Origin of the sequence: Bradyrhizobium sp. (assembly GCF_022844465.1) — a bacterium.
Lineage (GTDB): Bacteria > Pseudomonadota > Alphaproteobacteria > Rhizobiales > Xanthobacteraceae > Bradyrhizobium.
The window spans coordinates 73,946-95,416 of the sequence record NZ_JALHLP010000008.1 but is presented as its reverse complement, the minus strand read 5'-3'; the positions used below and the strand labels follow the sequence as shown (position 1 = coordinate 95,416).

The 21,471-nt window shown below is 63.0% G+C and carries 15 protein-coding genes; 7 read left to right on the top strand and 8 right to left on the bottom strand.

Annotation, left to right across the window (positions count from 1 at the left end; all coding sequences use genetic code 11):
- Positions 1–85 precede the first annotated feature (85 nt).
- The gene (locus Q0D31_RS14865) at positions 86–5,206 is read right to left on the bottom strand and encodes a VCBS domain-containing protein (protein WP_291852221.1); all 5,121 of its coding nucleotides are present in this window, start codon (positions 5,204–5,206) and stop codon (positions 86–88) included.
- 569 nt (positions 5,207–5,775) lie between these two features.
- Between Q0D31_RS14865 and Q0D31_RS14860 the strand changes: the two genes are divergently transcribed.
- Both Q0D31_RS14860 and Q0D31_RS14855 read left to right on the top strand, forming a co-directional pair.
- Positions 5,776–6,552 carry a transglutaminase-like cysteine peptidase gene (locus Q0D31_RS14860; RefSeq protein WP_291852218.1) on the top strand — a complete coding sequence of 259 codons (777 nt, stop codon included), beginning with the start codon at positions 5,776–5,778 and terminating at the stop codon, positions 6,550–6,552.
- 231 nt (positions 6,553–6,783) lie between these two features.
- Positions 6,784–8,955, top strand: a complete 2,172-nt coding sequence (locus tag Q0D31_RS14855; RefSeq protein ID WP_291852215.1) for a PQQ-dependent dehydrogenase, methanol/ethanol family — start codon at positions 6,784–6,786, stop codon at positions 8,953–8,955.
- A 226-nt stretch (positions 8,956–9,181) separates the two neighbouring features.
- Here the strand turns inward: Q0D31_RS14855 and Q0D31_RS14850 are convergent, their stop codons facing one another.
- The 6 genes from Q0D31_RS14850 to Q0D31_RS14825 form a co-directional block, all read right to left on the bottom strand.
- On the bottom strand, positions 9,182–10,381 hold the full coding sequence (locus Q0D31_RS14850; RefSeq protein WP_291852212.1) for an ABC transporter substrate-binding protein: 1,200 nt from the start codon (positions 10,379–10,381) through the stop codon (positions 9,182–9,184).
- Positions 10,382–10,474: 93 nt separating this feature from the next.
- Entirely contained in the window at positions 10,475–12,313 is a 1,839-nt protein-coding gene (locus Q0D31_RS14845; protein ID WP_291852208.1) for an AMP-binding protein, read from the bottom strand.
- Between the two features lie 120 nt (positions 12,314–12,433).
- Complete coding sequence (locus Q0D31_RS14840; protein ID WP_291852205.1) at positions 12,434–13,213, bottom strand: ABC transporter ATP-binding protein; 780 nt, start codon at positions 13,211–13,213, stop codon at positions 12,434–12,436.
- 10 nt (positions 13,214–13,223) lie between these two features.
- Complete coding sequence (locus Q0D31_RS14835; RefSeq protein WP_291852202.1) at positions 13,224–13,982, bottom strand: ABC transporter ATP-binding protein; 759 nt, start codon at positions 13,980–13,982, stop codon at positions 13,224–13,226.
- Positions 13,979–15,130 carry a branched-chain amino acid ABC transporter permease gene (locus Q0D31_RS14830; protein WP_291852199.1) on the bottom strand — a complete coding sequence of 384 codons (1,152 nt, stop codon included), beginning with the start codon at positions 15,128–15,130 and terminating at the stop codon, positions 13,979–13,981. The genes Q0D31_RS14835 and Q0D31_RS14830 overlap by 4 nt, the downstream gene beginning before the upstream one ends.
- Complete coding sequence (locus Q0D31_RS14825; protein WP_291852195.1) at positions 15,130–16,005, bottom strand: branched-chain amino acid ABC transporter permease; 876 nt, start codon at positions 16,003–16,005, stop codon at positions 15,130–15,132. Before Q0D31_RS14825 ends, Q0D31_RS14830 begins: the two co-directional genes overlap by 1 nt.
- Positions 16,006–16,295: 290 nt before the next feature.
- On the opposite strand from Q0D31_RS14825, the gene Q0D31_RS14820 reads away from it, so the two are divergent.
- From Q0D31_RS14820 to Q0D31_RS14805, 4 genes are all read left to right on the top strand, one after another.
- Positions 16,296–17,048: an ABC transporter ATP-binding protein gene (locus tag Q0D31_RS14820; RefSeq protein ID WP_291852191.1), complete on the top strand. Its 753-nt coding sequence runs from the start codon at positions 16,296–16,298 to the stop codon at positions 17,046–17,048.
- Positions 17,045–18,568, top strand: coding sequence for a permease (locus Q0D31_RS14815; RefSeq protein ID WP_291852189.1), 1,524 nt, complete (start codon positions 17,045–17,047; stop codon positions 18,566–18,568). The genes Q0D31_RS14820 and Q0D31_RS14815 overlap by 4 nt, the downstream gene beginning before the upstream one ends.
- 215 nt (positions 18,569–18,783) lie before the next feature.
- A complete protein-coding gene (locus Q0D31_RS14810; RefSeq protein ID WP_291852186.1) occupies positions 18,784–19,035 on the top strand; it encodes an AbrB/MazE/SpoVT family DNA-binding domain-containing protein in 252 nt (83 codons plus the stop codon).
- Positions 19,032–19,430, top strand: coding sequence for a type II toxin-antitoxin system VapC family toxin (locus Q0D31_RS14805; protein WP_291852183.1), 399 nt, complete (start codon positions 19,032–19,034; stop codon positions 19,428–19,430). The genes Q0D31_RS14810 and Q0D31_RS14805 overlap by 4 nt, the downstream gene beginning before the upstream one ends.
- A gap of 70 nt (positions 19,431–19,500) precedes the next feature.
- On the opposite strand, the gene Q0D31_RS14800 is transcribed toward Q0D31_RS14805, so the two are convergent.
- The gene (locus tag Q0D31_RS14800) at positions 19,501–20,385 is read right to left on the bottom strand and encodes an alpha/beta hydrolase (protein ID WP_291852436.1); all 885 of its coding nucleotides are present in this window, start codon (positions 20,383–20,385) and stop codon (positions 19,501–19,503) included.
- A gap of 209 nt (positions 20,386–20,594) precedes the next feature.
- Between Q0D31_RS14800 and Q0D31_RS14795 the strand changes: the two genes are divergently transcribed.
- Positions 20,595–21,407 (top strand): MBL fold metallo-hydrolase, encoded by an 813-nt coding sequence (locus Q0D31_RS14795; RefSeq protein ID WP_291852180.1) that lies wholly within the window; start codon positions 20,595–20,597, stop codon positions 21,405–21,407.
- The last annotated feature ends 64 nt before the right edge of the window (positions 21,408–21,471 follow it).

Below are 21,471 nucleotides of genomic sequence, written 5' to 3'. Positions count from 1 at the left end.
ATTGTTCGCCGAACTGGCGGCGGCAGACAAGCCGGAAGGTGGCGCTGATACAGCGAAAACAGCCCGAAGCGGCGGGCCGCTCTACTTAGACGAGGTTCGCCACGATGAAGTCGCTCGCCTGCAGATTGGCGACGGCGAAATTCCTGAGGGTGATGCTGTCTTGATTATCGAGCGTGATTACGACGTCCAATTCGACCTGGCTTGCGTGAGCAGGCAGCCAGTCGTCGATGTTTCCGTTGTGGACGAACTCGGAATACGCCCGGAGATCGATACGATCCGCACCCAGCAGCTTAAAGTCGGTGATCTCGTCGGCGCTCGACGAATCATATTCCGGCGTGAAGACGAACTGATCGGCGCTGGCGCCGCCGGTCAGCGTGTCGTCGTCGCCGGATGCGAAAATGACGTCCTTGTCGTCCGTGCCGATCAGGGTGAGCGGACCTTCGCCGGCCTGGCGGAAGATGAAATTGACGGTGTCGGTGCCGCCAAGGTCATCTTCGACCGTGAGCGTGACCCTGTCGGTCTCCGGCTGCGGATCGTCGCCGGGATCGTAGGTAAAACCGTTGTCGAGCGTCTCGCTGATGTCCTCGAAATCGAGGTCATCGAGGTCGCCGCCGTCCGCAGGCGCCACACTGCTGGCGGGGTCGGCGGTTGTCACCGTCATATCAAAAGCGGCGGTTTCGTTGGCAGCCGAGAGGTAGAGACCGGACACCGTTACCTCCCCAGCGTCGCCGTACTCTGTGACCACGAACTGGTCGGTTCGGATCGTGAAGGTCGGCGCGTCGTTGATGGCGGTCACCGTCAGCGTTGCGGTATCCGAACTCACCGAGAAAGCCGTTGAGCCGCCCGATGCCGAGACATCGGCCGTCGTGCCCGGGACTCCCGTGGTTTGATCCCACGCCACGTAGGTGAGCGTGTCGGTCCCGCCGTCCTGTCCGTCCGGAACGAACCTGACCTTGTCGGTCGCGGCCAGCAGCAGGGCGAAGCCGGTTGGTAATTCCGGGAAGTCGATAAAATTGTTTCCGTCGGTGGAATATTCCCAGTGCCCATGCGAACCCGTCGTGGCGGTGATCGCGATGCCTTCGAGCGCGCCGTGATCGACGTCGGACATGCTGGTTCCGAGCAGGGAGGCAACCGTCTGCCCGGTGTTTTCGGCATCGTCTTCGGTAATCGTCGGCAGTGTTGGAGTTGCAGCCGTAAGGACCGGCGCGTCGTTGGTACCTTCGATGGTGACCGTAAAGGTCCTGGGCGTGATACCGCCGTCGCCATCGTCGATTTCGACCGTGTAGGTCAGCGAGACCGACTCGTCCTCCGACAGGTAGTCGAACGCGGTCGAGGCCGCGGAAAAATCGAGATCGACCGACCCATCCGACAAACCGGAATCCTTCGTCACCGCTCCCGCCGTCACCAGCGCGATCAGGTCCTCATCGGTCAGGCCCAGCCCATCAATATCCCCGTCGAGTGCGACGCCGGTGATCGTCGCGGCATGACCGGTATCGGTCAGATCGAGGTCAGTGAATGTCACCGCGATGGTCGCGGTCAGCGGCTCGCTATCGGCCTCTTCGTCGAAGACCTGCGGCGCAATCGCATCGATGACCGGGGCGTCGTTGGTGCCGGTGATGGTGACGGCGACCGTGCGGTCGACCGTGCCCCCCTTGCCGTCGCCGACCGTGATCGTGAACTGTTCGACCTTGGTCTGGTTCTTCGCCAGGTACTCGACCTCCGAGCCTTCAACGCTGTAAGTCCAGTTGATGACGCCGCCCACGCCGTTGACGGTGTCCGGATCGACCGATGCGCTCAGTGAGCCCAGCGCGCCGGCGGAAGCCGTGACCGTCGGGCTGATGCTGTGGGTGTCGGTGAGATCGACGTCGGAAAGCGCAATCGTACCGTTGTCGGTCAGGTCGGCGGGCGCAACCTGCTCGGTCACCGCGCCCGTCACATCGGCCGAGGCGACGACGGGGTAGTCATTGGTGCCGGTGATGGTGACGACGAAGGTCTTCTCCGTCACGCCGCCGTCATGGTCGTTGACCGCGAGCGTGTAGGTCAGCGTCAGCTTCTCGTCCTTGGCCAGGTAGTCAAATACGGTCGAGGCCGCGGAGAACGACAGATTGAGCGAACCGGCCGACGAGCCGGACGTCTTGCTTGGGGTACCAACGCTCAGCAGCGCGATCAGTTGCGCTTCGCTGAGCGCGAGACCCACCGTCTTGTCCGTAGCCGCAGCGTGGGTGATCGCAGCGGTATGGCCGACGTCGGTCAGGTCAAGATCGGTGAAGGTGACAGCGACAAGGGCCGTCAGCGCAGCCGCATCGGTCCGCTCGATCAAGTTCAGCGGTCCGATCGCATCGACAATCGGCGCGTCGTTGCTGCCGTTCACGGTGACGGCGACATCCTGCGGCGCGACCCCGCCGAGATTATCGTCGATCTCGACCGTATAGGTCAGCGTCACCGCCTCGCCATCGGCGAGATAGTCGAACCAGGAATCGGACGCCGAGAAGGCCCAGGCCTGCGAACCCGACGCGCGATTGGTGGAGTCGGTCAGCACGCCGAGCGACAGCCAGGTGAGCTGGACCGCGCCGCTAGCCAGGCCGGCAACGGTGCCCGATGCGCTGACGCTGTTGAGGATCTTCACCGCATGCGTATCGGTCCAGTCGGCATCTGTGAATGTAATCGCGCCATCGGCGATATCCGGCGTCAGCGCGCCCTGGGTATCGGCGATTTCGGTGATCGTGCCGACCTGCGGGCTGCTGGAGATAAACGGCGTGTCATTGCTGCCGGTTATCTCAACCGTAAACGGCTTGGTGACGATGCCGCCGTGGCCGTCGTCGACGGTTGCGGTGTAGGTCAGCGTCAGGATCTCGCCGTCGGCGAGAAAATCGAATGCGCTGTCGGCGACGCTGTAGGTCCAGCTTGCCGAACCGTTGTTGGTATTGCCGGGCGCCTGAACCACCGTCAGCGGCGCATCAACCGCGTCGAGCTGACCGGCCGTCAGCGTGAAGCTAACATCCGCCGCGCTCAGGTAGGTGTAGGAGGTAAAGGCCGCGCTCACCACCGGGCGGTCCGTCAAGTCCGCATCGGTGAAGCTGATGGTGCCGGATACGGTATCGAGATCCGTCGATCCCGTCGGGTTCGGCTGGTTCTCGTTCGACAGCTCGGCGAACGCGGCGCTGGTCGCCGCGATGGTCGGTATGTCGTTGGTGCCGATGACCTCGACGTCGTCGCCTTCGATCGACACCGTGATCGGCGTGGAGATGACGCCGCCATGGCCGTCATCGACCTGGGCGACGTAGTTCAGTATCAGCGTCTCGCCCTTGGCGATGAAGTCGAAGGCGCTGTCGGCGATGCTGTAGGTCCAGGTCGCGACGCCGTCATGGGTATTGGTCGCCGCCTGCACCACGGTCAACGGCACCTGAAGTGCGCCGATTGCGGCCTTCTGCGCCGCCGTCAGCGTCAAGGTGACGTCGTTGCCTTCAGCGTCGTAATAACGAAACGGATCGACGGTCGAGATAGCGGCGCTGACGACCGGACGGTCGGTCAAATCAGGGTCGGTAAAGACGACGGTGCCGGTTACGGTGTGGATGTCGGGATTGCCGGTGCTGTCGATCTGCTCGGTAATCTGGCCGCCGGTCGCGGAGATCGTCGGCTTGTCATTGGTGCCGGTGATCGTGATCGTGAGCGGGATAAATGTGGTTTCGTTGTTCGGCGCAAAATTGTTGTCGACCCGCGCCAGATAGGTCAGCACCAGCGTCTCGCCGACGGCGAGGAAGTCGAACGCGCCATCCGGCACGCTGTAGGTCCAGGTCGCGGTTCCGACGTTCTTGCCGGCGGGATCCTGGATGACCGAAAGCGGCACATCCACCGCCGCGATCGCGGCCAGTTGCTCCGCCGTCAAGGACGCGGTGAGATCGGCCTGCGCTGCGTCCTGATAGGTGAAGCTGGAAAACGCCGCACTGACGCTGGGAACGTCGCCTTGATTGAGGGAGAGATAGCTGACGCCGCCGGACGCGGTGTTGAGGGCCGCGCTGCCGGTTGTATCCAGCACTTCGGCCAGCGCGCCGCCGGACGCATCGGCGGACGGCGGCCCCGGAATGCGATCTCGCGTGGTGGGCGGCCCCTGGCTCGCGGCGGAGACGAACCCGTCCGGAACGCTGACCAACTGAACCGTCACCGGGACGATGTCGCCGCCGGCCAGCTTGACGAGCATGTTTTCGGGAACGACCGTGTCGGTAAAGTTGTTCGTCTGCTTGGTGTTCGGGTTGTTGAGGTCGCTGAACTTCAGTGAAAAGACGTCGGTGATGATCTTCTGCGCGTCAGGCGAAAGTTGCACGGACGACTGGAAGCTGACCCCGCCCTGGCCGTTGATAATGGTCTGCGTGCCGGCGCGGTTGACGGTCGCGATCGGCGTCAGCGTGGTCTTGTCGTACAGGATGTAGGAGCCGGTGGTGCCATCAGGCTCGACCAGCACCTGGAACTTCGCCGGCGGCGCGCCGCCCTGACCCGGCACCTCGAAATCAATCTCGACCAGAACCGCGGTGCCGCGGATGCCCATGGTCGCAACCGGCGTGTCGACCTTCATGTCGCCTTTCTTGGCGGTGGCGCCGGCGACGAAAGAAATCGTCCCCTGCACCAGGCTGAGCAGCGACTTGTTGTCCGACCCGTTGGGGTCGTAGATCATTTCGTTCAGCACCATCCTGGCGTTGGAGGCGAGGCCGAACACGGTGCCATCAATGAAGGTGATGCCGAGCGTCGAATCCGAGCCGGCCTGCACCACGTCGCCCTTGTGGACGGTGTCGCCCTGGTTCAGCATGATCGAGACGCCGTTGCGAACCGCGGTCGCCGAGCCCGCCAGCTTGCTGACATGGCCGATCATCTGGGGCGCCACGCTGGCGCTGCCGTCGGCCTGCGCGAACTGGGTGTGCCCGGTCAGCGCGTTGACGATCTCGCCGGTGAGGTGGGCGCCATCCGGCGAGGCGAGCGTCGCCCGCTTCTCGCCCTTGAAGTAATCCTCCAGCACCAGCTCGCGGCCGTTTCGAGACAGGATCAGGTCGACGCCCGACCGCTTGAAATCCCCGGAGAACAGAAGCTGGGCGTCGGGAACGATGATGGCGCCAGCCGGCGCGTGCGTCGAGACACTGCCGATATTCAGGCTTCCAAGCGGCTGAGCGCCTTGGCCATCGGACAGCAGGTCGGTAAATTTGCCGGCCAAGCTCAAATTGGCACCATTTCTGCTAAGGTTAATATTTATACAATATTCAAAGGTCTAAGCTTGCATATCACTAGAAGGTCCCGCACGGAACCATCCATTGCTTGTGAATTCTGCGGAGTATGGCGCTTGCCTGATCAATCGGCGCGGACAGTGAAAAGTAAAATATAGTATTGACTTCCAAAGGATGTCAAAAACCCCCTGATTCGGCAGTCCAATAAGTACAAAACAAACACATGAAGCATAAATAGAAATTTTATACTTGTCTAAACTCTAGTTCAAGCTCCATGGCTGGCGTAAGACGTCATTCCCCGCCTTGGAAGCGTGAGCGCGCCGGCAAACTATTCGTCACCAGCCGGGACGTTAAGGATAAAGCGCAGTTAGGGCCGGCGCGCAACAGGTCAATAAAATCTTCAACGTTGCAGTAATGCGTCATTGGCGCTGTTTCGCGCTTTAGGGCCTGAAACGCCTGCCTTTAAGCCCTTCAAAAGCCCCCTCCCGCCATCCTGCCCCTAGCGATATGATCCGGTCACGAGCAGGCATGACCAGCCCGCCGATGCCCGGACAAGGGGTGTCAGATGGGGTTCTCGGTCTATTCGCGCGCACTGCGCGCGGGCATCGTCGTGTGTGGTTTGGCCTGGTTCGGTCCGGCGAATCTCCGGGCTGAAACGCCGGAGCGCCCCGCATCGGCCGTCCTGGTGCAGCGGTCGAGCCAGCCGTTCGGGCTTCCCGCTTTCTCCCTCGCCGGCGGCGGATTGCGCGACAAATGGCTGGGCGTGCAGCGCCGCCTTGACGACGAAATGGTTCAGCTTGCGCTGTGCGAGGGCGACCGCGACGGCTGTGTGTCTCCGGCCGCGCTCAAATTCCTTGATATCGTCGAGGCCGCGCGGCTCCGCGACGGCCGCGCCCGGCTTGGCGAAATCAACCGCGCGGTCAATCTGGCCATCCGGCCGATAAGCGACATCGCCCAGCACGGCCAGATCGACGTCTGGACTTCGCCGCTGGCCACGCTGGCGCGCGGTGGCGGCGATTGCGAAGACTATGCGATTGCAAAATTCGTCGCGCTGCGCCGGGTCGGCATCGCCGCCGAAGACGTGCGGATTGTGGTGATGCACGACACCATCCACGGCGAGGACCATGCGGTGGCCGCCGCGCGCCTCGATGGACGCTGGCTGACGCTCGACAACCGTCGCATGGCGATGGTCGAGGATTCCGACGTCAGAAACTTCCGGCCGACATTCGTCATCGATCAGCACGGCGTGATGCGATACGCCGACCCGCCCCTGCTGGCCGAGGCGCCAATCGTCGTAAGTTCTCTCCCCGACCTGCCCGCGACAGCCGCACCAACCGATTGAGAAAAATCGCGGAAGCCTGATTGAGCGGGCGTCGGTCGATTGCTGGCGGGCCACGCTTCGATGCGAGGGTTCATGGTGCGGTGCAGCCGAAAATGCACAGGCCTTCCATTTGGCAAAAAAATGACGGTGCCCATTTTCTCTTTTCGCTTGCGCATGTCGCCTTGATTGACGTCGTCGTTCTCACCGACATACCATCCCGCCAGATCCGACAGAGATCAGGGGAGGAATGAGATGACACAATCGTTGCGCGTCGATTCGTTTTGCCGCTTTTTTCCTGAAACCTTCTTGTCCCTACATCGCCTGGCGCGGACCGCGATCGCCATCGGCGTAGGCTTTACGCTATGCGGCGGCGGCGCGCTGGCGCAGGCTCCCGCCAAGGGTTCGCCCGACCATATCAGAAGCGTTACCTCCGCTGTCGATGGTGCATCGATCAAGGCCAACACCGCCACGTCGAATGACTGGCCGACCATCGGCCTCGACTATGCCGAAACCCGCTTTTCCAAGCTCAACAAGATCAACGCCGACAACGTCAGGAATCTCGGGCTGGTGTGGAGCTATCCGCTCGAATCGTCCCGCGGGGTCGAAGCGACGCCGGTCGTGGTCGACGGCATCATGTATCTGACCGCGTCATGGAGCGTGGTGCATGCCATCGACGCCCGCACCGGCAAACGGCTGTGGACCTACGATCCGAAGATCGACCGCGAGAAGGGCTACAAGGGGTGCTGCGATGTCGTCAATCGCGGCGTCGCGCTGTGGAAGGGAAAGGTCTTTGTCGGCGTCTATGACGGGCGGCTGGTCGCGCTCGACGCGGTCACCGGCAAGGTGGCCTGGGAAAAGGACACGCTGATCAGCAAGGAACCCGCCTACACCATCACCGGCGCGCCGCGCGTGTTCAACGGCAAGGTCGTCATCGGCAATGGCGGCGCCGAATACGGCGTGCGCGGCTATGTCACCGCCTACGACGCCGAGACCGGCAACCAGGCATGGCGCTGGTTCACCGTTCCCGGCGACCCCGCAAAGCCGTTCGAGGATGAATCGATGGCGGCCGCGGCCAAGACCTGGGATCCCGCCGGCAAGTACTGGATCAACGGCGGCGGCGGAACGGTCTGGGACACCATCACCTTCGATCCCGAGTTGAATCTCGTCTATATCGGCACCGGCAACGGCTCGCCCTGGAATCGTGACCTGCGCAGCCCCGCGGGCGGCGACAATCTCTATCTGGCGTCGCTGGTCGCGCTGAACGCCGACACCGGAAAGTATGTCTGGCACTATCAGCAAACCCCCGGCGATCACTGGGATTACACCTCCACCCAGCCGATGATCCTGGCCGACCTCACCATCGACGGCGCACCGCGCAAGGTCATCCTGCATGCGCCAAAGAACGGCTTCTTCTTCGTCGTCGACCGCACCAACGGCAAGTTCATCTCGGCCAAGAACTTCGTCGATGTGAACTGGGCGACCGGCTACGACGCCAACGGCCGCCCGATCGAAGTCAAGGAGGCGCGCGGGGACGCCCCCTATGACAGCATTCCCGGCCCGTACGGCGCCCATAACTGGCACCCGATGTCGTTCAATCCGCAGACCGGCCTGGTTTACCTGCCGGCGCAGGGCGTGCCGGTCAACCTGACGCCAGAGAAAAGCCTGACCCATAACGCCCAGGCGCCGGGCAAATTCGCTTCCGCGGCCGGATGGAACGTTGGCTTCGTGCTGAACGGCACGCCGCCGAAGGCGCCGGCGTTCGGACGGCTGCTGGCATGGGATCCCATCAAGCAGAAGGAGGCCTGGCGCGTCGAACACGTCGCGCCGTGGAACGGCGGCACGCTGACCACGGCCGGAAATCTGGTGTTCCAGGGCACCGCCGACGGGCGCTTCATCGCCTACAATGCCACCACAGGCGAGAAGCTCTGGGAATCTCCGACCGGCACCGGCGTGGTCGCGGCGGCCTCGACCTACATGATCGACGGCGAGCAATATGTGTCGATCGCGGTCGGCTGGGGCGGCGTATTCGGCATGTCGCAACGCGCGACCGAATTGCAGAGTCCGGGCACGGTCTACACTTTCGCGATCGGCGGCAAGGGGCCGCTGCCGACTTTCGTGAAGTACCAGACCGAGGGGCTGTTGAAGGGGATCAAGTATGACCCGAAGGATGTTCCCGAAGGCACCGCGATCTATGTCGCCGCCTGCGCCCAATGCCACGGCGTGCCCGGCGTCGACAAGGGCGGCAATGTCCGCAATCTCGGCTATGTCTCGACCGAGGCCATCGCCAATTTGAAGAACTTCGTTTTCAACGGCCCGTTCCGCGACAAGGGAATGCCGGATTTCACCGGCAAGCTGAAGGAGGAGGACATTCCCAAGCTGCAGGCCTTCATCCAGGGCACCGCGGACGCGGTGCGGCCGAAGTGACGCGAAGCGTCATTCCGGGATGGTGCGCAAGCACCAGACCTCAGATGCGCAATTGCGCATCGGGGGATCTCGAGATTCTCAGGTGCGCAATTGCGCACCATAGTTCGATGCTTCGCATCGCCCCGGAATGACAGCGCAAAAGCAATAGGGCTGCGCGATCGTCGCGCAGCCCTTTGTCGTTTCAGTCTCTGTCGTTAGCCCTTCGCCCTGGGAGCAAGACGCTCCGTCAGAACATCAAGCCTTCCTTTACCAGCACCCAGCGGCCGTTCTTGATCTGCTGGACCTGGGTAATGGTATTGGCGAGGTGATCGGTCTTGGAGAACTTGGTCGGCGGCGAGTTGAAGATATCGAGGAACTTGTCGCCGGATTCCAGCGCATCCATCATCTTCTGCCCGGTCAGGTCCTTGCCGGCCTTGTTGGCGTAGAAGGCAAAGGTCATGATGGCGTTGTAGCCGATGATCGCCTGCGTGTTGGCGTCGGTGCCGAACATCTTCTTGTAGTTGGCAAGCCAATCCTTGACCTTGCCCTTCGCCGTATCCTCGTAGGGGATTTCGAAGCCGGAAGCCGCGTAGAGGCCTTCGACCGCATCCTTGCCGAGCGCCGGCACTTCCAGCACGTTGGTGGGCGTGGCGCCGAGGAAGGTAACGTCCCAGCCGAGCTTCTTGGCCTCGCCCATCGCGCCGATGGTTTCGCGGATCACCGTGCCGAGCACGACCATGTCGCAACCATCGGCCTTCATCTTGGCGATCTGCGCGCTGAAGTCGGAGGCGCCGCGCTTGTAGCTGGTGATGGAGGCCGCCGTCAGCTTCATCGCCGCAACCTGCTGGTTGAAGCCGTCAAGCACGTTCTTTCCGTATTCGTCGTCCTGGTGCATGATGCAGGGCTTCTTGAAGTTCTTTCCCTCGATCATGTACTTGACCGCCGCGCGCGTGCTCTCGACGTAGGGCAGCAAATTGTTGAACTTCAGCCTTTCCTGCGGCTTGGCCGGATCGAACTTGAAGGTGAATTCGGCGGCCGTCAGCGGGAACAGCTGCATCACGCCGGCGTCGAACAGGATGTCCTGGGCGGCCAGCACGGTGGGCGAGCCCATCGGACCGACCATGGCGAAGATCTTGTCGCGCTCGACCATCTTCTGCGACGCCAGCACCGCGCGCTTCGGATCGTAGCCGCTGTCTTCCAGGATCATGCGGATCTTGCGGCCGTGGATGCCGCCGGCGGCGTTGATTTCCTCCACCGCCATCTTCATGCCGTTGGACACCGGAACGCCCCAGACCTTGATCGGACCGGACAGGTCCTGGTGGGTGCCGATGACGATCTCGGTCGCCGAGATGCCTTCATTGGTGATCTTGGTCTGGGCTGCGGCCGGCAGCTGGGTCAGCGCAAGGGCGCTCACCGCAAGGCCCAACGCCCTTAACGATTTCGACATTGCAACATCCTCCTTGTTGGCCCGTGTGGGGCGAAGGGGGGGCCGTCTCGGTCCTTCGCCGCTTCCGAAAACACTGCTTCAAGTTCCGCTTGGCTACGCCACCGCCCGTTCGCTGTACATGGCCTCGATCTCGGCCGCGTAACGCTTGTTCACGAAACTGCGTTTCAGCTTCATGGTCGGCGTCAGTTCCTCATCCTCGGGCGTCAGCTGGCGTTCGATCAGGAAGAACTTCTTGATGGTCTCGACCCGCGCAAAGTTGACGTTGACCGCCTCGATCTCGCGCTGGATCAGGCTCTGGATCGCCGGCGCCCGACACAGGCTGGCGTAATTGGTGAACGGAATATCGTGGTCCTGCGCGAACTTCTCGACATTTTCCTGGTCGATCATGAGCAGGCAGGTCAGATAGGGCCGCTTGTCGCCGATCACCACGGCGTCGGAGACGTAGGGCGAGAACTTGAGCTGATTCTCGATCTCCGACGGCGTGATGTTCTTGCCGCCTGACGTGATGATGATGTCCTTCATCCGGTCGGTGATCTTGACGAAGCCTTCATTGTCGATCGAGCCGACATCGCCGGTATGGAGCCATCCCCTGCTGTCGATGGTTTCAGCGGTCTTTTCCGGCTGGTTCAGGTAGCCCATGAACAGGAAATCGCCCTTGATCAGGATTTCGCCCTGCGGTGAGATCGCGACCTCGCCCCATGGCGCGGCCTTGCCGACCGAACCAAGCTTGATGCGCTCGGACGGCATCAACGTGGCGACGCCGCAGTTTTCGGTCTGGCCGTAGACCTCGCGCATGTCGAGGCCGAGCGCCAGATACCAGCGAATCAAATCCGGGGCGATCGGCGCCGCGCCGGTAAAGGCGACCCGGCAACGATCGAGCCCGAGCATGCGACGGATATTGCGGAACACCAGATAATAGGCGGCGCCATTGGCCAGCCGCAACCACCATGGCGGGGTGTCGCCCTGCAGCCTGTACTCGGTCATGCGATGGCCGATGGCGAGCGCTTTGCGGTACATCCAGTTCTGGAACGCGGTCGCGTCCTTCAGCGCGATCGTGGTCCCGGAATAGAACTTCTCCCAGATTCGCGGCACCGCGAGAAAGGCGGTCGGCTGCACCTCGCGCAAATTGTCCGGCACCGTTTCCGGGCTTTCGGCGAAGTTCATCACCGACCCCAGCGCCAGCGATATGTAGTAACCGCCGACCCGCTCGGCGACATGACAGAGCGGCAGGAAAACCAGCCGTTCTTCGGCGTCGGTGGACGGAAACAGGTCGTTGGCATGGCGCATCTGGTACGTCACGCTGCGATTGGAATGCATCGCACCCTTTGGCGGCCCCGTCGTGCCCGACGTATAGACCAGAATGGCGAGGTCGTTGACGCCACGGCTGTCGATCATCCGGTCCCACAGCGCCTCATTGCCCTGGGCGTGGTTGCGCCCAAGGGCAGTGAATTCGGCCAGCGACAGCACCATCGGGTCGATGAAGCCGCCCAGGCCTTCCATGTCGAACACGACGATCTTCTGCAGGGTCGGGCAACGCGCGCGGCACGACAGGATCTTGTCGAGCTGCTCCTCGTCCTCGGCAAAGACCACCTTGGTCGCGGAATCGTTGATCAGATACTCGACCTGCACAGCCGAGTCCGTCGGATAGATTCCGGACGAAACGCCGCCGGCGCACAGGATGCCCATATCGGCATAAACCCATTCCGGCACCGCGTTGGCGATGATCGAGGCGACGTCGCCGGGCCTGAAGCCTATGTCGTGCAGGCCATAGGCGATGTCCTTGGAAATCTGCAGCCATTCGCGCCAGCTGGTCGGCTGCCAGATGCCGAATTTCTTCTCGCGGATCGCGGGGCGGTCGCCGCGGGTTTCCACGGCGAGCAGAAAACTCTTCGCGATCGTGTCGGCGACCGTCACAACTGCCGGTCCGGCCATGCTTGTCTTCCTCCCTCTATCGCCTGCCTCAGGCGCCAGCTTACCAACCGGTCTTTTCTCGAAGCAGGGCCTGAATTTAGCTCGAAGTCGCCGGGAACGCCATGCTCTTGCCTGCGACCGTTAGCGCCAGGTTTTCTTCTTTTTCCAGCGCCGTTCGCCGCGGGCGCCCTCTTCCTTGGCGCCGAGATAGAACTCCTGGATGTCCTTGGAACCCATCAGCCGCTCGCAGGTGTCGTTCATGACGACCCGGCCGATTTCCAGTACATAGCCGTAATGGGCGGTTTCCAGCGCCACCTTGGCGTTCTGTTCGACCAGCAGGATCGACATGCCCTGCTCCTCGTTGACGCGCTTGATGATGGTAAATATTTCCCTCACCAGGATCGGCGACAGGCCGAGCGACGGCTCGTCCAGCAAAAGCAGGGTCGGACGGTTCATCAGCGCCCGCCCGATCGCCAGCATCTGCTGCTCGCCGCCGGAAAGCTGCCCGGCCGGCTGGTTGATCCGCTCCTTCAACCGCGGGAAGTACCCATAGACGCGCTCGAGATCCTCGGCGACGCCGTCGCGGTCGCGGCGCGGATAGGCGCCCATCATCAGGTTCTCGCGCACCGAAAGGAACGGGAACACCTCGCGTCCCTCCGGCACATGGCTGACGCCGAGCCGCACGATCTTGTCGGCCTCCATGCTCTGGATCGGTTTTCCCATGAATTCGATCGAGCCCTTCTGGGGATCGAGAATGCCGGAAATGGTCTTGAGAACGGTGGTCTTGCCGGCGCCGTTGGCCCCGAGCAAGGTGACGATGCGGCCGCGCGGCACCTCGAGGCTGATGCCGCGGATCGCCATGATCGGCCCGTAATAGCTCTCGATATTGCTGAGCTTCAGGATGATGTCGGCAGCGCTCATGGCATCATCCTCATGCGCCGAGATAGGCGGCAACGACGTCGGGATGGCGCTGCACCTCCGATGGCGTCCCCATCGCGATGACGCGGCCGTAGTTGAGCGCAATCACCCGGTCGGAGACCCGGTTCACCAGCGACATGTCGTGTTCGACCATCAGCACAGTGATGCCGAGTTCGGTCTTCATGTCGCGGATCCAGAACGACATGTCGGTGGTCTCCTCGACGTTGAGCCCGGACGACGGCTCGTCCAGCAGGATCAGCTTCGGCTCGGAGCACAGCGCCCGCGCCAGCTCGATCACCTTACGAACGCCGTAGGGCAGCCCGGAGATCAGCTTGTCGCGATAGGCTTCGAGGTCAAGGAATTCGATCACCTGCTCGACGCGGCGGCGGTGGACTTTCTCGCTCGCCCGCACGCTCGGCAGGAACAGGAATTCCTGCCACAACTGCGTGGTGGAATGCCGGTGGCGGCCGACCAGCAGGTTGCTCAGCACCGACGAGTTCTCGAACAATTCGATGTTCTGGAACGTGCGGGCGATGCCCAGTTTCGCGATGTCGTAGGCCGGCTGCTGGGTGATGTCCTGATCTTCAAAGAATATCCTGCCAGAGGTTGGCGGGTAAATGCGCGAGATCAGGTTGAAGATCGAGCTCTTTCCGGCGCCGTTGGGGCCGATGATCGAGAGAATTTCGCCCTTCTCCACCGCAAAACTGACCGAGTCGACCGCCTTGAGGCCGCCGAAGTGCAGGGACAAATTGTCGGCGCGGAAGTAACTCATCGGTTCCGCTCCGATTTCACGTAGATCTTCTGGCGCTTGAAGGTGGCGCGCTTGTAGAGCGGGAACAGCTGGAAGAACAACTTGATCTTCAGCCAGCGCCCGTACAGGCCGAGCGGCTCGAACAGCACGAACAGCACGATGATCACTCCATAGATCGCGCCCTTGAGGCCATTGGCGGATGCGACGGCGGCGACGTTGCTCTGGATCTTCGCCACGGTCGCGCTGCCGGCGCCGAACGCCGCGGCGACGCCGGCGATGATGCCGGGCAGGTCGTCCTTGAGATAGGTCAGGAACGGATCGATCATGACCAGGAAGATCGCACCCAGCACCGCGCCGTGCAGGCTGAAAGTGCCGCCGATCAGGATCACGATGATGAACTCGATCGAGAGCAGCAGCGTGAACATTTCCGGGCTGATGAACGACAGCTTGTGCGCGAACAGGACGCCTGCGAACCCCGTGATCGCCGCGCTGATCGCAAACGACTTCACCTTGTAGAGCGAGACGTTGACGCCCATGCTGCGCGCCGCCGTTTCGCTGTCGCGGATCGCGAGAAAGGCGCGACCGGTCGGCGAGCGCAGCAGATTGAGGGTGCCGATGATGGCCAGAATCAACACCCCCAGGCACAGGAAGTAGAAGGTCGGGCCGTCGCGCGGCACCGTGAAGCCGAACATGCTCAGGGTCTTGACCCGCATGCCCTCATTGCCGTGGGTGACGCTTTCCCAGCGGGCCAGCACTTCCTCGACGATAAAGGCGAAGGAGATCGTCGCAATGACGAGGTAGATGCCTTGCAGCCGTAACGCCGGGAACCCGACCAGCGCGCCGATCGTACCCGTCAGCAACCCGGCGGCCAGGAAATAGACTAAAAAAGGGACATCGTACTGCTGCAGATATCCCGCCGTGTAGGCGCCGATGGCCAGAAAGGCGGCGTGTCCCAGCGAGGCCTGGCCGGTGAAGCCGCTGAGGATCATCAGCCCCACGCCCACGGTGGCGTAGATGCAGACGAACACCAGCTGGCTGACCAGGTAGCTGGAAAGCACGAAGGGCGCCACCACCAGAAACGCCAGCAGGATGCCGTATGAAACGAAATGGCCGCTGTGCGGAAACAGCCGGATGTCGTCTTCGTAATCCGTCTTGAATAGGAAACGCATCAGACCTTCTTCCGCATATGGACACCGAACAGGCCTTCGGGTTTGAGCAGCAGCACCACCAGAAGAACGATATAGGGCGCGACGTCCTTCCAGCCTTGCGGCAGGTAGAAGCCGGCCATGCTTTCGATCACACCGATCAGCACCCCGCCCACCACGGCGCCGGGTATCGAGCCGAAGCCACCGAGCACCGCGGCGGGAAACGCCTTCAATCCCAGCACCAGGCCGACATTGGAGTGAATGAAGGTGATGGGCGCCAGCAGCACGCCGGCGGCGGTCGCCACCGCCGCGCTGATCGCCCACACGATCGACACCACGCGCTTGACCGGAATGCCCATGTAGTAGGCGGCCAGCATGTTCTCCGAACTGGCGCGCATCGCGGTGCCGAGCGTGGTGCGGTTGAAGAACAGGTAGAGCAACGCGCACAGGATGATGGTCGCCGCGATCACCGACAGCTTGTCATGGGCCAGCACCAGCGCACCGATCCGCAGCACGCCGTCGCTGAACGGCGTCTCGATCTTGAAATCGTCGGTGCCCCAGATCATTCCGACGATGGAGCGCAGGAAGTATCCAAGCCCGATCGTCGCCATGATGATGGAAAATTGCGGGTAGCCCAGAATCGGGCGAACCACCGCGCGCTCGGCCAGCATGCCGAACCCGGCCATGGCAATGACGGCGGCGGCGAACCCAAGCCAGTAGTTGAGACCAAGTATGCCGATGAACGTGAAGGCGAAGAACCCGCCCAGCATCATCAAGTCGCCCTGGGCGAAATTGACGACCTCGGTTGCCTTGTAAACAAGCACAAAGCCGAGCGCGATCAGGCCGTAAACGCAGCCGAGCGCGATACCACTCACCAGCTGCTGAACGAAGTCCAGCATGATAACCCTCCCCCGATGCCGGGCGATTCTGTCGATCGCCTCTACCGCATCTTGTGTCTACACGCTGGCGGGCGCCAAACGCCGAACTCGCTCATGTCCTGATTGCATTGAGCCCAAAGCGCCGACGCCTGTCAATAAAGCGCTGGTTGCCGCCCTGTTGAGAATTTCAACAAAGCCGCAGCCCGGGAAGTTGCCGGTTCGGCGGGATTTGGGCCGCTGGATTCACCCCGCCGAAAGTTCTTCGGTCCATGTTGCGCCATCGACCAGCGAAACCGGAACGCCCCGTCATCATGCCCTCAGATGTTTCAGCCCTCGATGTGACAGGGTTAACGAAGCGTTTTGACCGCCCCGCGGTCGATGCGCTGGACCTGACGGTTCGCAGCGGTGAATTCTACGCCCTGCTTGGCCCCAACGGCGCCGGCAAGACCACGACATTGCGGATGGTCGCCGGCCTGATGCGGCCCGATGCCGGCTCGATCTCGATCCTGGGCATCGATGCGCTCGCCGATCCCGTCGCCGCCAAGCAGGTGACGGCCTGGGTCTCGGATGAGCCGATGATCTACGACAAGCTGACGCCGCTTGAGTATCTCGAATTCGTCGCCGGGCTATGGGGCATCGATCCCGCGGTTTCCGAACCTTCGGCGCGCGCGCTACTGGCCTCACTCGGGCTTGAGCCGCATCTGCACGAGCGATGCGAGGGGTTTTCCAAGGGCATGCGGCAAAAGGTTGCGCTGGCGGGCGCGCTGGTCCACGACCCCCGGCTGATCATCCTGGACGAGCCGCTCACCGGCCTCGACGCCCTGTCGGCGCGCCGCGTCAAGGAATTGCTCGGCGAACGCGTCCGTTGCGGCGCCACCGTCATCATGACGACGCACATTCTGGAGGTCGCCGAGCGGATGGCCGACCGCATCGGCGTCATCGCCGCGGGCCGGCTGGTGGCCGAAGGCACGCTCGCCGAACTGCGCCGGCAGAACGGCCGCACCGACACCAGCCTCGAAGACGTGTTCATCTCGCTGGTCGATGCCGGCGCGGCGGCCGCATGAGTTCGGCCACGGCGCTCAGCTGGTTTGCCCGGCACGAGATTCGGCTGGCCTGGCGCGAATGGCTGGCGATGATGACCGGCGGGCGTGGAAAGCGAAAGCGCGCCATCGTCGCGCTGATCGTGTTTGCCGCCGTCATGCACCTGCCGGCCTATGCGGTGATCGGTCGCTTCGCCGACCTCGAGCTTCCGCTCGCCAAGCCCGAACTTGTCATTATCACAGCCAGCATTTTCCTGGCCTGGGCCCTGATGCTGTCGCAGGCCATCGAATCCGTGACGCGGGTGTTCTACGCGCGCGCCGACCTCGACCTGATCATGTCGTCGCCGGCCCGGCTCGCCAACGTGTTCTCGGTGCGGATCGCGGCCATCGCGCTCGCGGTCACCGGCATGGCGTTGCTGCTGTCCACCCCCTTTATCGACGTCCTCGCGTTCGGCGGCGGCATCCGATGGTTCTCGGCGTTCGGCGTGGTCATCGCGATCGGGGTTTCCGCCGCAGCGGTGGCGATCGCGATCACGGTGCTGCTGTTTCGCCTGATCGGCCCCGGCCGCACCCGCCTGGTCGCCCAGATCGTGGCCGCCGTGATCGGCGCCGGCTTCGTCATCGCGCTCCAGGTCGCGGCGATCCTTTCCTACGGCACCCTGTCGCGCTTTGCCGTGCTGACCTCGGACGCGGCGGCCGCCTATGCCCCCGCGACCGACAGTCCGCTGTGGTGGCCGGCGCGGGCGGCGATCGGCGACGGACAGATTCTGTCGCTGCTGCTGGCCGGCAGCCTGGTGCTGCTGGGCGTCGTGATGGCGGTATGCTCGCCGAAATTCGCCGACACCGTCGTCAGCGTCGCCGCGACCGCGCGGCCTGCCCGGCGGGGGACACAAGCGACGGCCTTCCGGGGCGGCTCGCGGCAACGGACGCTGCGCGCCAAGGAATTCATGCTGCTGTGGCGCGACCCCTGGCTGGTGTCGCAGAGCCTGATGCAACTGCTCTACCTGGTTCCGCCGGCGCTGATGCTGTGGGTGAGTTTTTCCGACAATTCGGGCGCCATCGTCTTGATCACGCCTGTGATCGTGATGGCGGCCGGCCAACTCGCCGGCGGGCTCGCCTGGCTGACGATATCGGGCGAGGACGCCGCCGACCTGGTTGCGAGCGCGCCGATTCCGTCGTCACACCTCACCCGCGCCAAGATCGAAGTGGTGCTGATCGCCATCGGCGTGATCTTTGCACCGCTGGTCGCTGCGCTTGCCTTTGCATCCGTGACGCAGGCGACCGTCACCACGCTCGGCATCATCGTGGCGACGGTTTCGGCCGCCGCGATCCAGCTCTGGTTCCGCGTCCAGGCCAGACGCAGCCAGTTCCGCCGCCGCCAGACCTCGTCACGGCTGGCGACATTCGCCGAAGCGTTTTGTTCGATCGGCTGGGCCGCCACCGCAGCGCTGGCGATGACCATCCCGGTCGCCGCCATCGTCAGCGGCGCCCTGACCGCCGCCATCCTGGCCGCGACGTGGAAGATCAGCCCGCCAAGAATGTGACAAAAGTTAACAGTGCGTCCTGCAGCACGCCGACCGCTGGGAACGGGTGCAGGCCAGCGCACACCCTCCAAGCCGGTGATCCTCTATCCGCGGCCGATGGTTTTCTCGGCACACCCCCTCATCAGCATCGACCGCGCCGCCGACCAACTGATCAGGGGCTTGAATGTAAGGCGCTTTTGCCTTACATTTTCCAGCGGAGAAACCTGAGGTCTGCCATGAGCACACTTACCGTCACGGCAAAGGGTCAAGTCACACTGCGCAAGGACGTGCTGGAACATCTGGGCGTACATCCTGGCGAGAAAATTACCGTGAACAAACTCCCCGACGGCAAGATAGAAGTGAGGGCCGCCCGGCCAACCGGCAAGATTTCGGATGTATTCGGCCTCCTGAAGAGAAAAGGTGGGCCATCGCTGACGATCGAGGAAATGAGAAAGATCGCCGCGCGAGGGTGGGCCGGCAAGCGATGAAGATCACCGCCGACACCAACGTGTTGGTTCGAGCCATCACTGAAGACCATGAGTCACAGAGCAAAGCGGCGCAATCGGCCTTGAAGCGAGCTGAACTGGTTGCGATTTCCGCCCCGGCGCTTTGCGAGTTGGTTTGGGTTCTTTCACAGGGTTATGAAATTCCATCAAGGGACATTGCGACCGCGATCCGGCACCTGATAAATGTCGAGAATGTCGAAGTGAACCGTCCGGCGGCAGAGGCCGGGCTGACTTTCCTGGACGCGGGCGGCGATTTCGCCGATGGCGTTATCGCCTACGAGGGAAGCTGGCTCGGCGCAGACACTTTCGTTTCGTTCGACAAGCGAGCTGTCAAGTTGATGGAAGCACAAGGTCAGTCTGCTCGGCTGTTGCCTTAGTAAATCCTGCAGGTGCGGGAAAGCCGACCTACGCCCTGATCGGTTCCATGACGGCGGAATCGGACATTGTCTACGCTTTGATCAACTCCATCACCGCCGCCGCGAAAGCCTGCGGATCTTCCTGCGGCAGATTGTGTCCCACGCCCGGCAATACGCGATGGGCTCTGCGGTTGGTGAACTTCGGCGCACTGCCGCCGCCGTCGGTCGCCGGCGTGACGCCATCGGCCGCACCGTCCAGCGTAATGGTCGGCACGGTGATGGCAGGCAGCGCCGCCAGCCGGCGCTGGACATCGGCATATTGCGGATCGCCTTCGGCAAGGCCGAAGCGATGGCGATAGCTGTGGATCGCCACCTCGACATAGTCCGGATTGTCGTGGGCTACCGCGCTGCGCTCAAAGCAGGCGTCGTCGAACTCCCAGCTCGGCGACCATTGCCGCCACAACAGCCTGGCGATCTCGCGCCGGTGGGCGGCGAGGCCGGCACGGCCGCGTTCAAGCTGGAAATAATACTGGTACCACAATGGCGCCTCACGCTCCGGCCGCAGCGGCGCCATGGCGTGGGCTATATCCTGGATCAGGTAGCCATTGCCCGACACCAGGCCGATGCAGCGCTCCGGCCACAATGCTGCGCCAACGCACGCCGCGCGGCCACCCCAATCATAGCCCGCGAACACCGCGCGCCAGACACCAAGCGCATCCAGCAGCGCCATCAGGTCCATGCCCATCGCCGCCTGCTCGCCCGAACGCGGCGTCGCCGGGTCGCGAAACCGGGTCGGGCCGTAGCCGCGCAGATAGGGAACGATCACCCGGCAACCCTGCACGGCCAGTTGCGGCGCGACATCGACATAGGCGTGAATGTCGTAGGGAAAGCCGTGCATCAGCATCACCACAGGACCATCCGCCGGGCCGGCCTCGTAATAGGCGATGCGGAGCGCGCCGGCATCGACCTGACGCAGCGGTTCCAGCCGTTTCGACGACGGAGCTCGGGACGCTGCCGCCACGGGGTTTTTCTCGACCACAGCCCACTCCTCGGTTGAATCCCACACTACGGCATGCTGCTCCCGCGATGAAGTACATCCGGTGCGGTGCGTGAATGTCATCATGACGTCCACGAATTTCGAAGATAAGGTGCCGGACGCGTCCTTTGCCGCAGACGAGGCATGTCATGCTGCGATTTCTTGCCGTCGCTTTTTCCTTCCTCGGTTCGCTGATGGTTCCGGCGACCGCCCAGCAGCCGTTGCGCAGCGACTGCCTGGCGATGGCGAACCTCGTCCCGCGCGCGCTGCCGGTCAGCCTGCGGCACGCCTCGGCCAGGCCGGAAGAGGTCGCCATCACCTATGCCGGGCATTCCACCTATTATATCGACACGCCCGGCGGCGTGCGGATCTCGACCGATTTCAGCGGCGCCTACCGGACCGGCCGCCTGCCCGACATCGTCACCATGAACCGGGCGCACTCCACCCACTACACGCTGTTTCCGGATCCCAAGATTCCCCACGTCCTGCACGGCTGGGGCGACAACGGACAGCCGGCGCTGGTTTCCACCCGCGTCGGCGACGTCTTTGTCCGCAACGTGACCACCGACATCCGCCGCTACTTTGGCGAGGGCTCCGGCCAGATGATCCGGGACGGCAACTCGATCTTCATCTTCGAGGTCGCGGGCCTGTGCATCGGCCATCTCGGCCACCTGCACCACAAGCTCGACGACTCCCATTTCGCGGCGATCGGCCGGCTCGACATCGTCATGGTGCCGATCGACGGCACCTACACCATGTCGCTCGACGGCGTCTCCGACATCACCAGGCGCCTGCGCTCGGCCGTCGTGCTGCCGATGCACCGCTTCGCCACCCCGCTCGATGAATTCATGCGCCTGATCGGTCAGCAATTCGTCATCGACCAGCGCACCGAGCGGACGTTGAAGATTTCACGCGACACGCTGCCGGGCACGCCGACGGTGATCATTCTGGATGGGGTGTAATCGACTGCGTCGATAATACCGTCATTGCGAGCGCAGCGAAGCAATCCACCGCGCGGCAAGCGGA

Coding starts and splice junctions, on each gene's coding strand:
- Q0D31_RS14860 (WP_291852218.1), top strand. CDS start 5,776: ATGGGGTTCTCGGTCTATTCGCGCGCACTGCGCGCGGGCATCGTCGTG.
- Q0D31_RS14855 (WP_291852215.1), top strand. CDS start 6,784: ATGACACAATCGTTGCGCGTCGATTCGTTTTGCCGCTTTTTTCCTGAA.
- Q0D31_RS14850 (WP_291852212.1), bottom strand. CDS start 10,381: ATGTCGAAATCGTTAAGGGCGTTGGGCCTTGCGGTGAGCGCCCTTGCG.
- Q0D31_RS14845 (WP_291852208.1), bottom strand. CDS start 12,313: ATGGCCGGACCGGCAGTTGTGACGGTCGCCGACACGATCGCGAAGAGT.
- Q0D31_RS14840 (WP_291852205.1), bottom strand. CDS start 13,213: ATGAGCGCTGCCGACATCATCCTGAAGCTCAGCAATATCGAGAGCTAT.
- Q0D31_RS14835 (WP_291852202.1), bottom strand. CDS start 13,982: ATGAGTTACTTCCGCGCCGACAATTTGTCCCTGCACTTCGGCGGCCTC.
- Q0D31_RS14830 (WP_291852199.1), bottom strand. CDS start 15,130: ATGCGTTTCCTATTCAAGACGGATTACGAAGACGACATCCGGCTGTTT.
- Q0D31_RS14825 (WP_291852195.1), bottom strand. CDS start 16,005: ATGCTGGACTTCGTTCAGCAGCTGGTGAGTGGTATCGCGCTCGGCTGC.
- Q0D31_RS14820 (WP_291852191.1), top strand. CDS start 16,296: ATGCCCTCAGATGTTTCAGCCCTCGATGTGACAGGGTTAACGAAGCGT.
- Q0D31_RS14815 (WP_291852189.1), top strand. CDS start 17,045: ATGAGTTCGGCCACGGCGCTCAGCTGGTTTGCCCGGCACGAGATTCGG.
- Q0D31_RS14810 (WP_291852186.1), top strand. CDS start 18,784: ATGAGCACACTTACCGTCACGGCAAAGGGTCAAGTCACACTGCGCAAG.
- Q0D31_RS14805 (WP_291852183.1), top strand. CDS start 19,032: ATGAAGATCACCGCCGACACCAACGTGTTGGTTCGAGCCATCACTGAA.
- Q0D31_RS14795 (WP_291852180.1), top strand. CDS start 20,595: ATGCTGCGATTTCTTGCCGTCGCTTTTTCCTTCCTCGGTTCGCTGATG.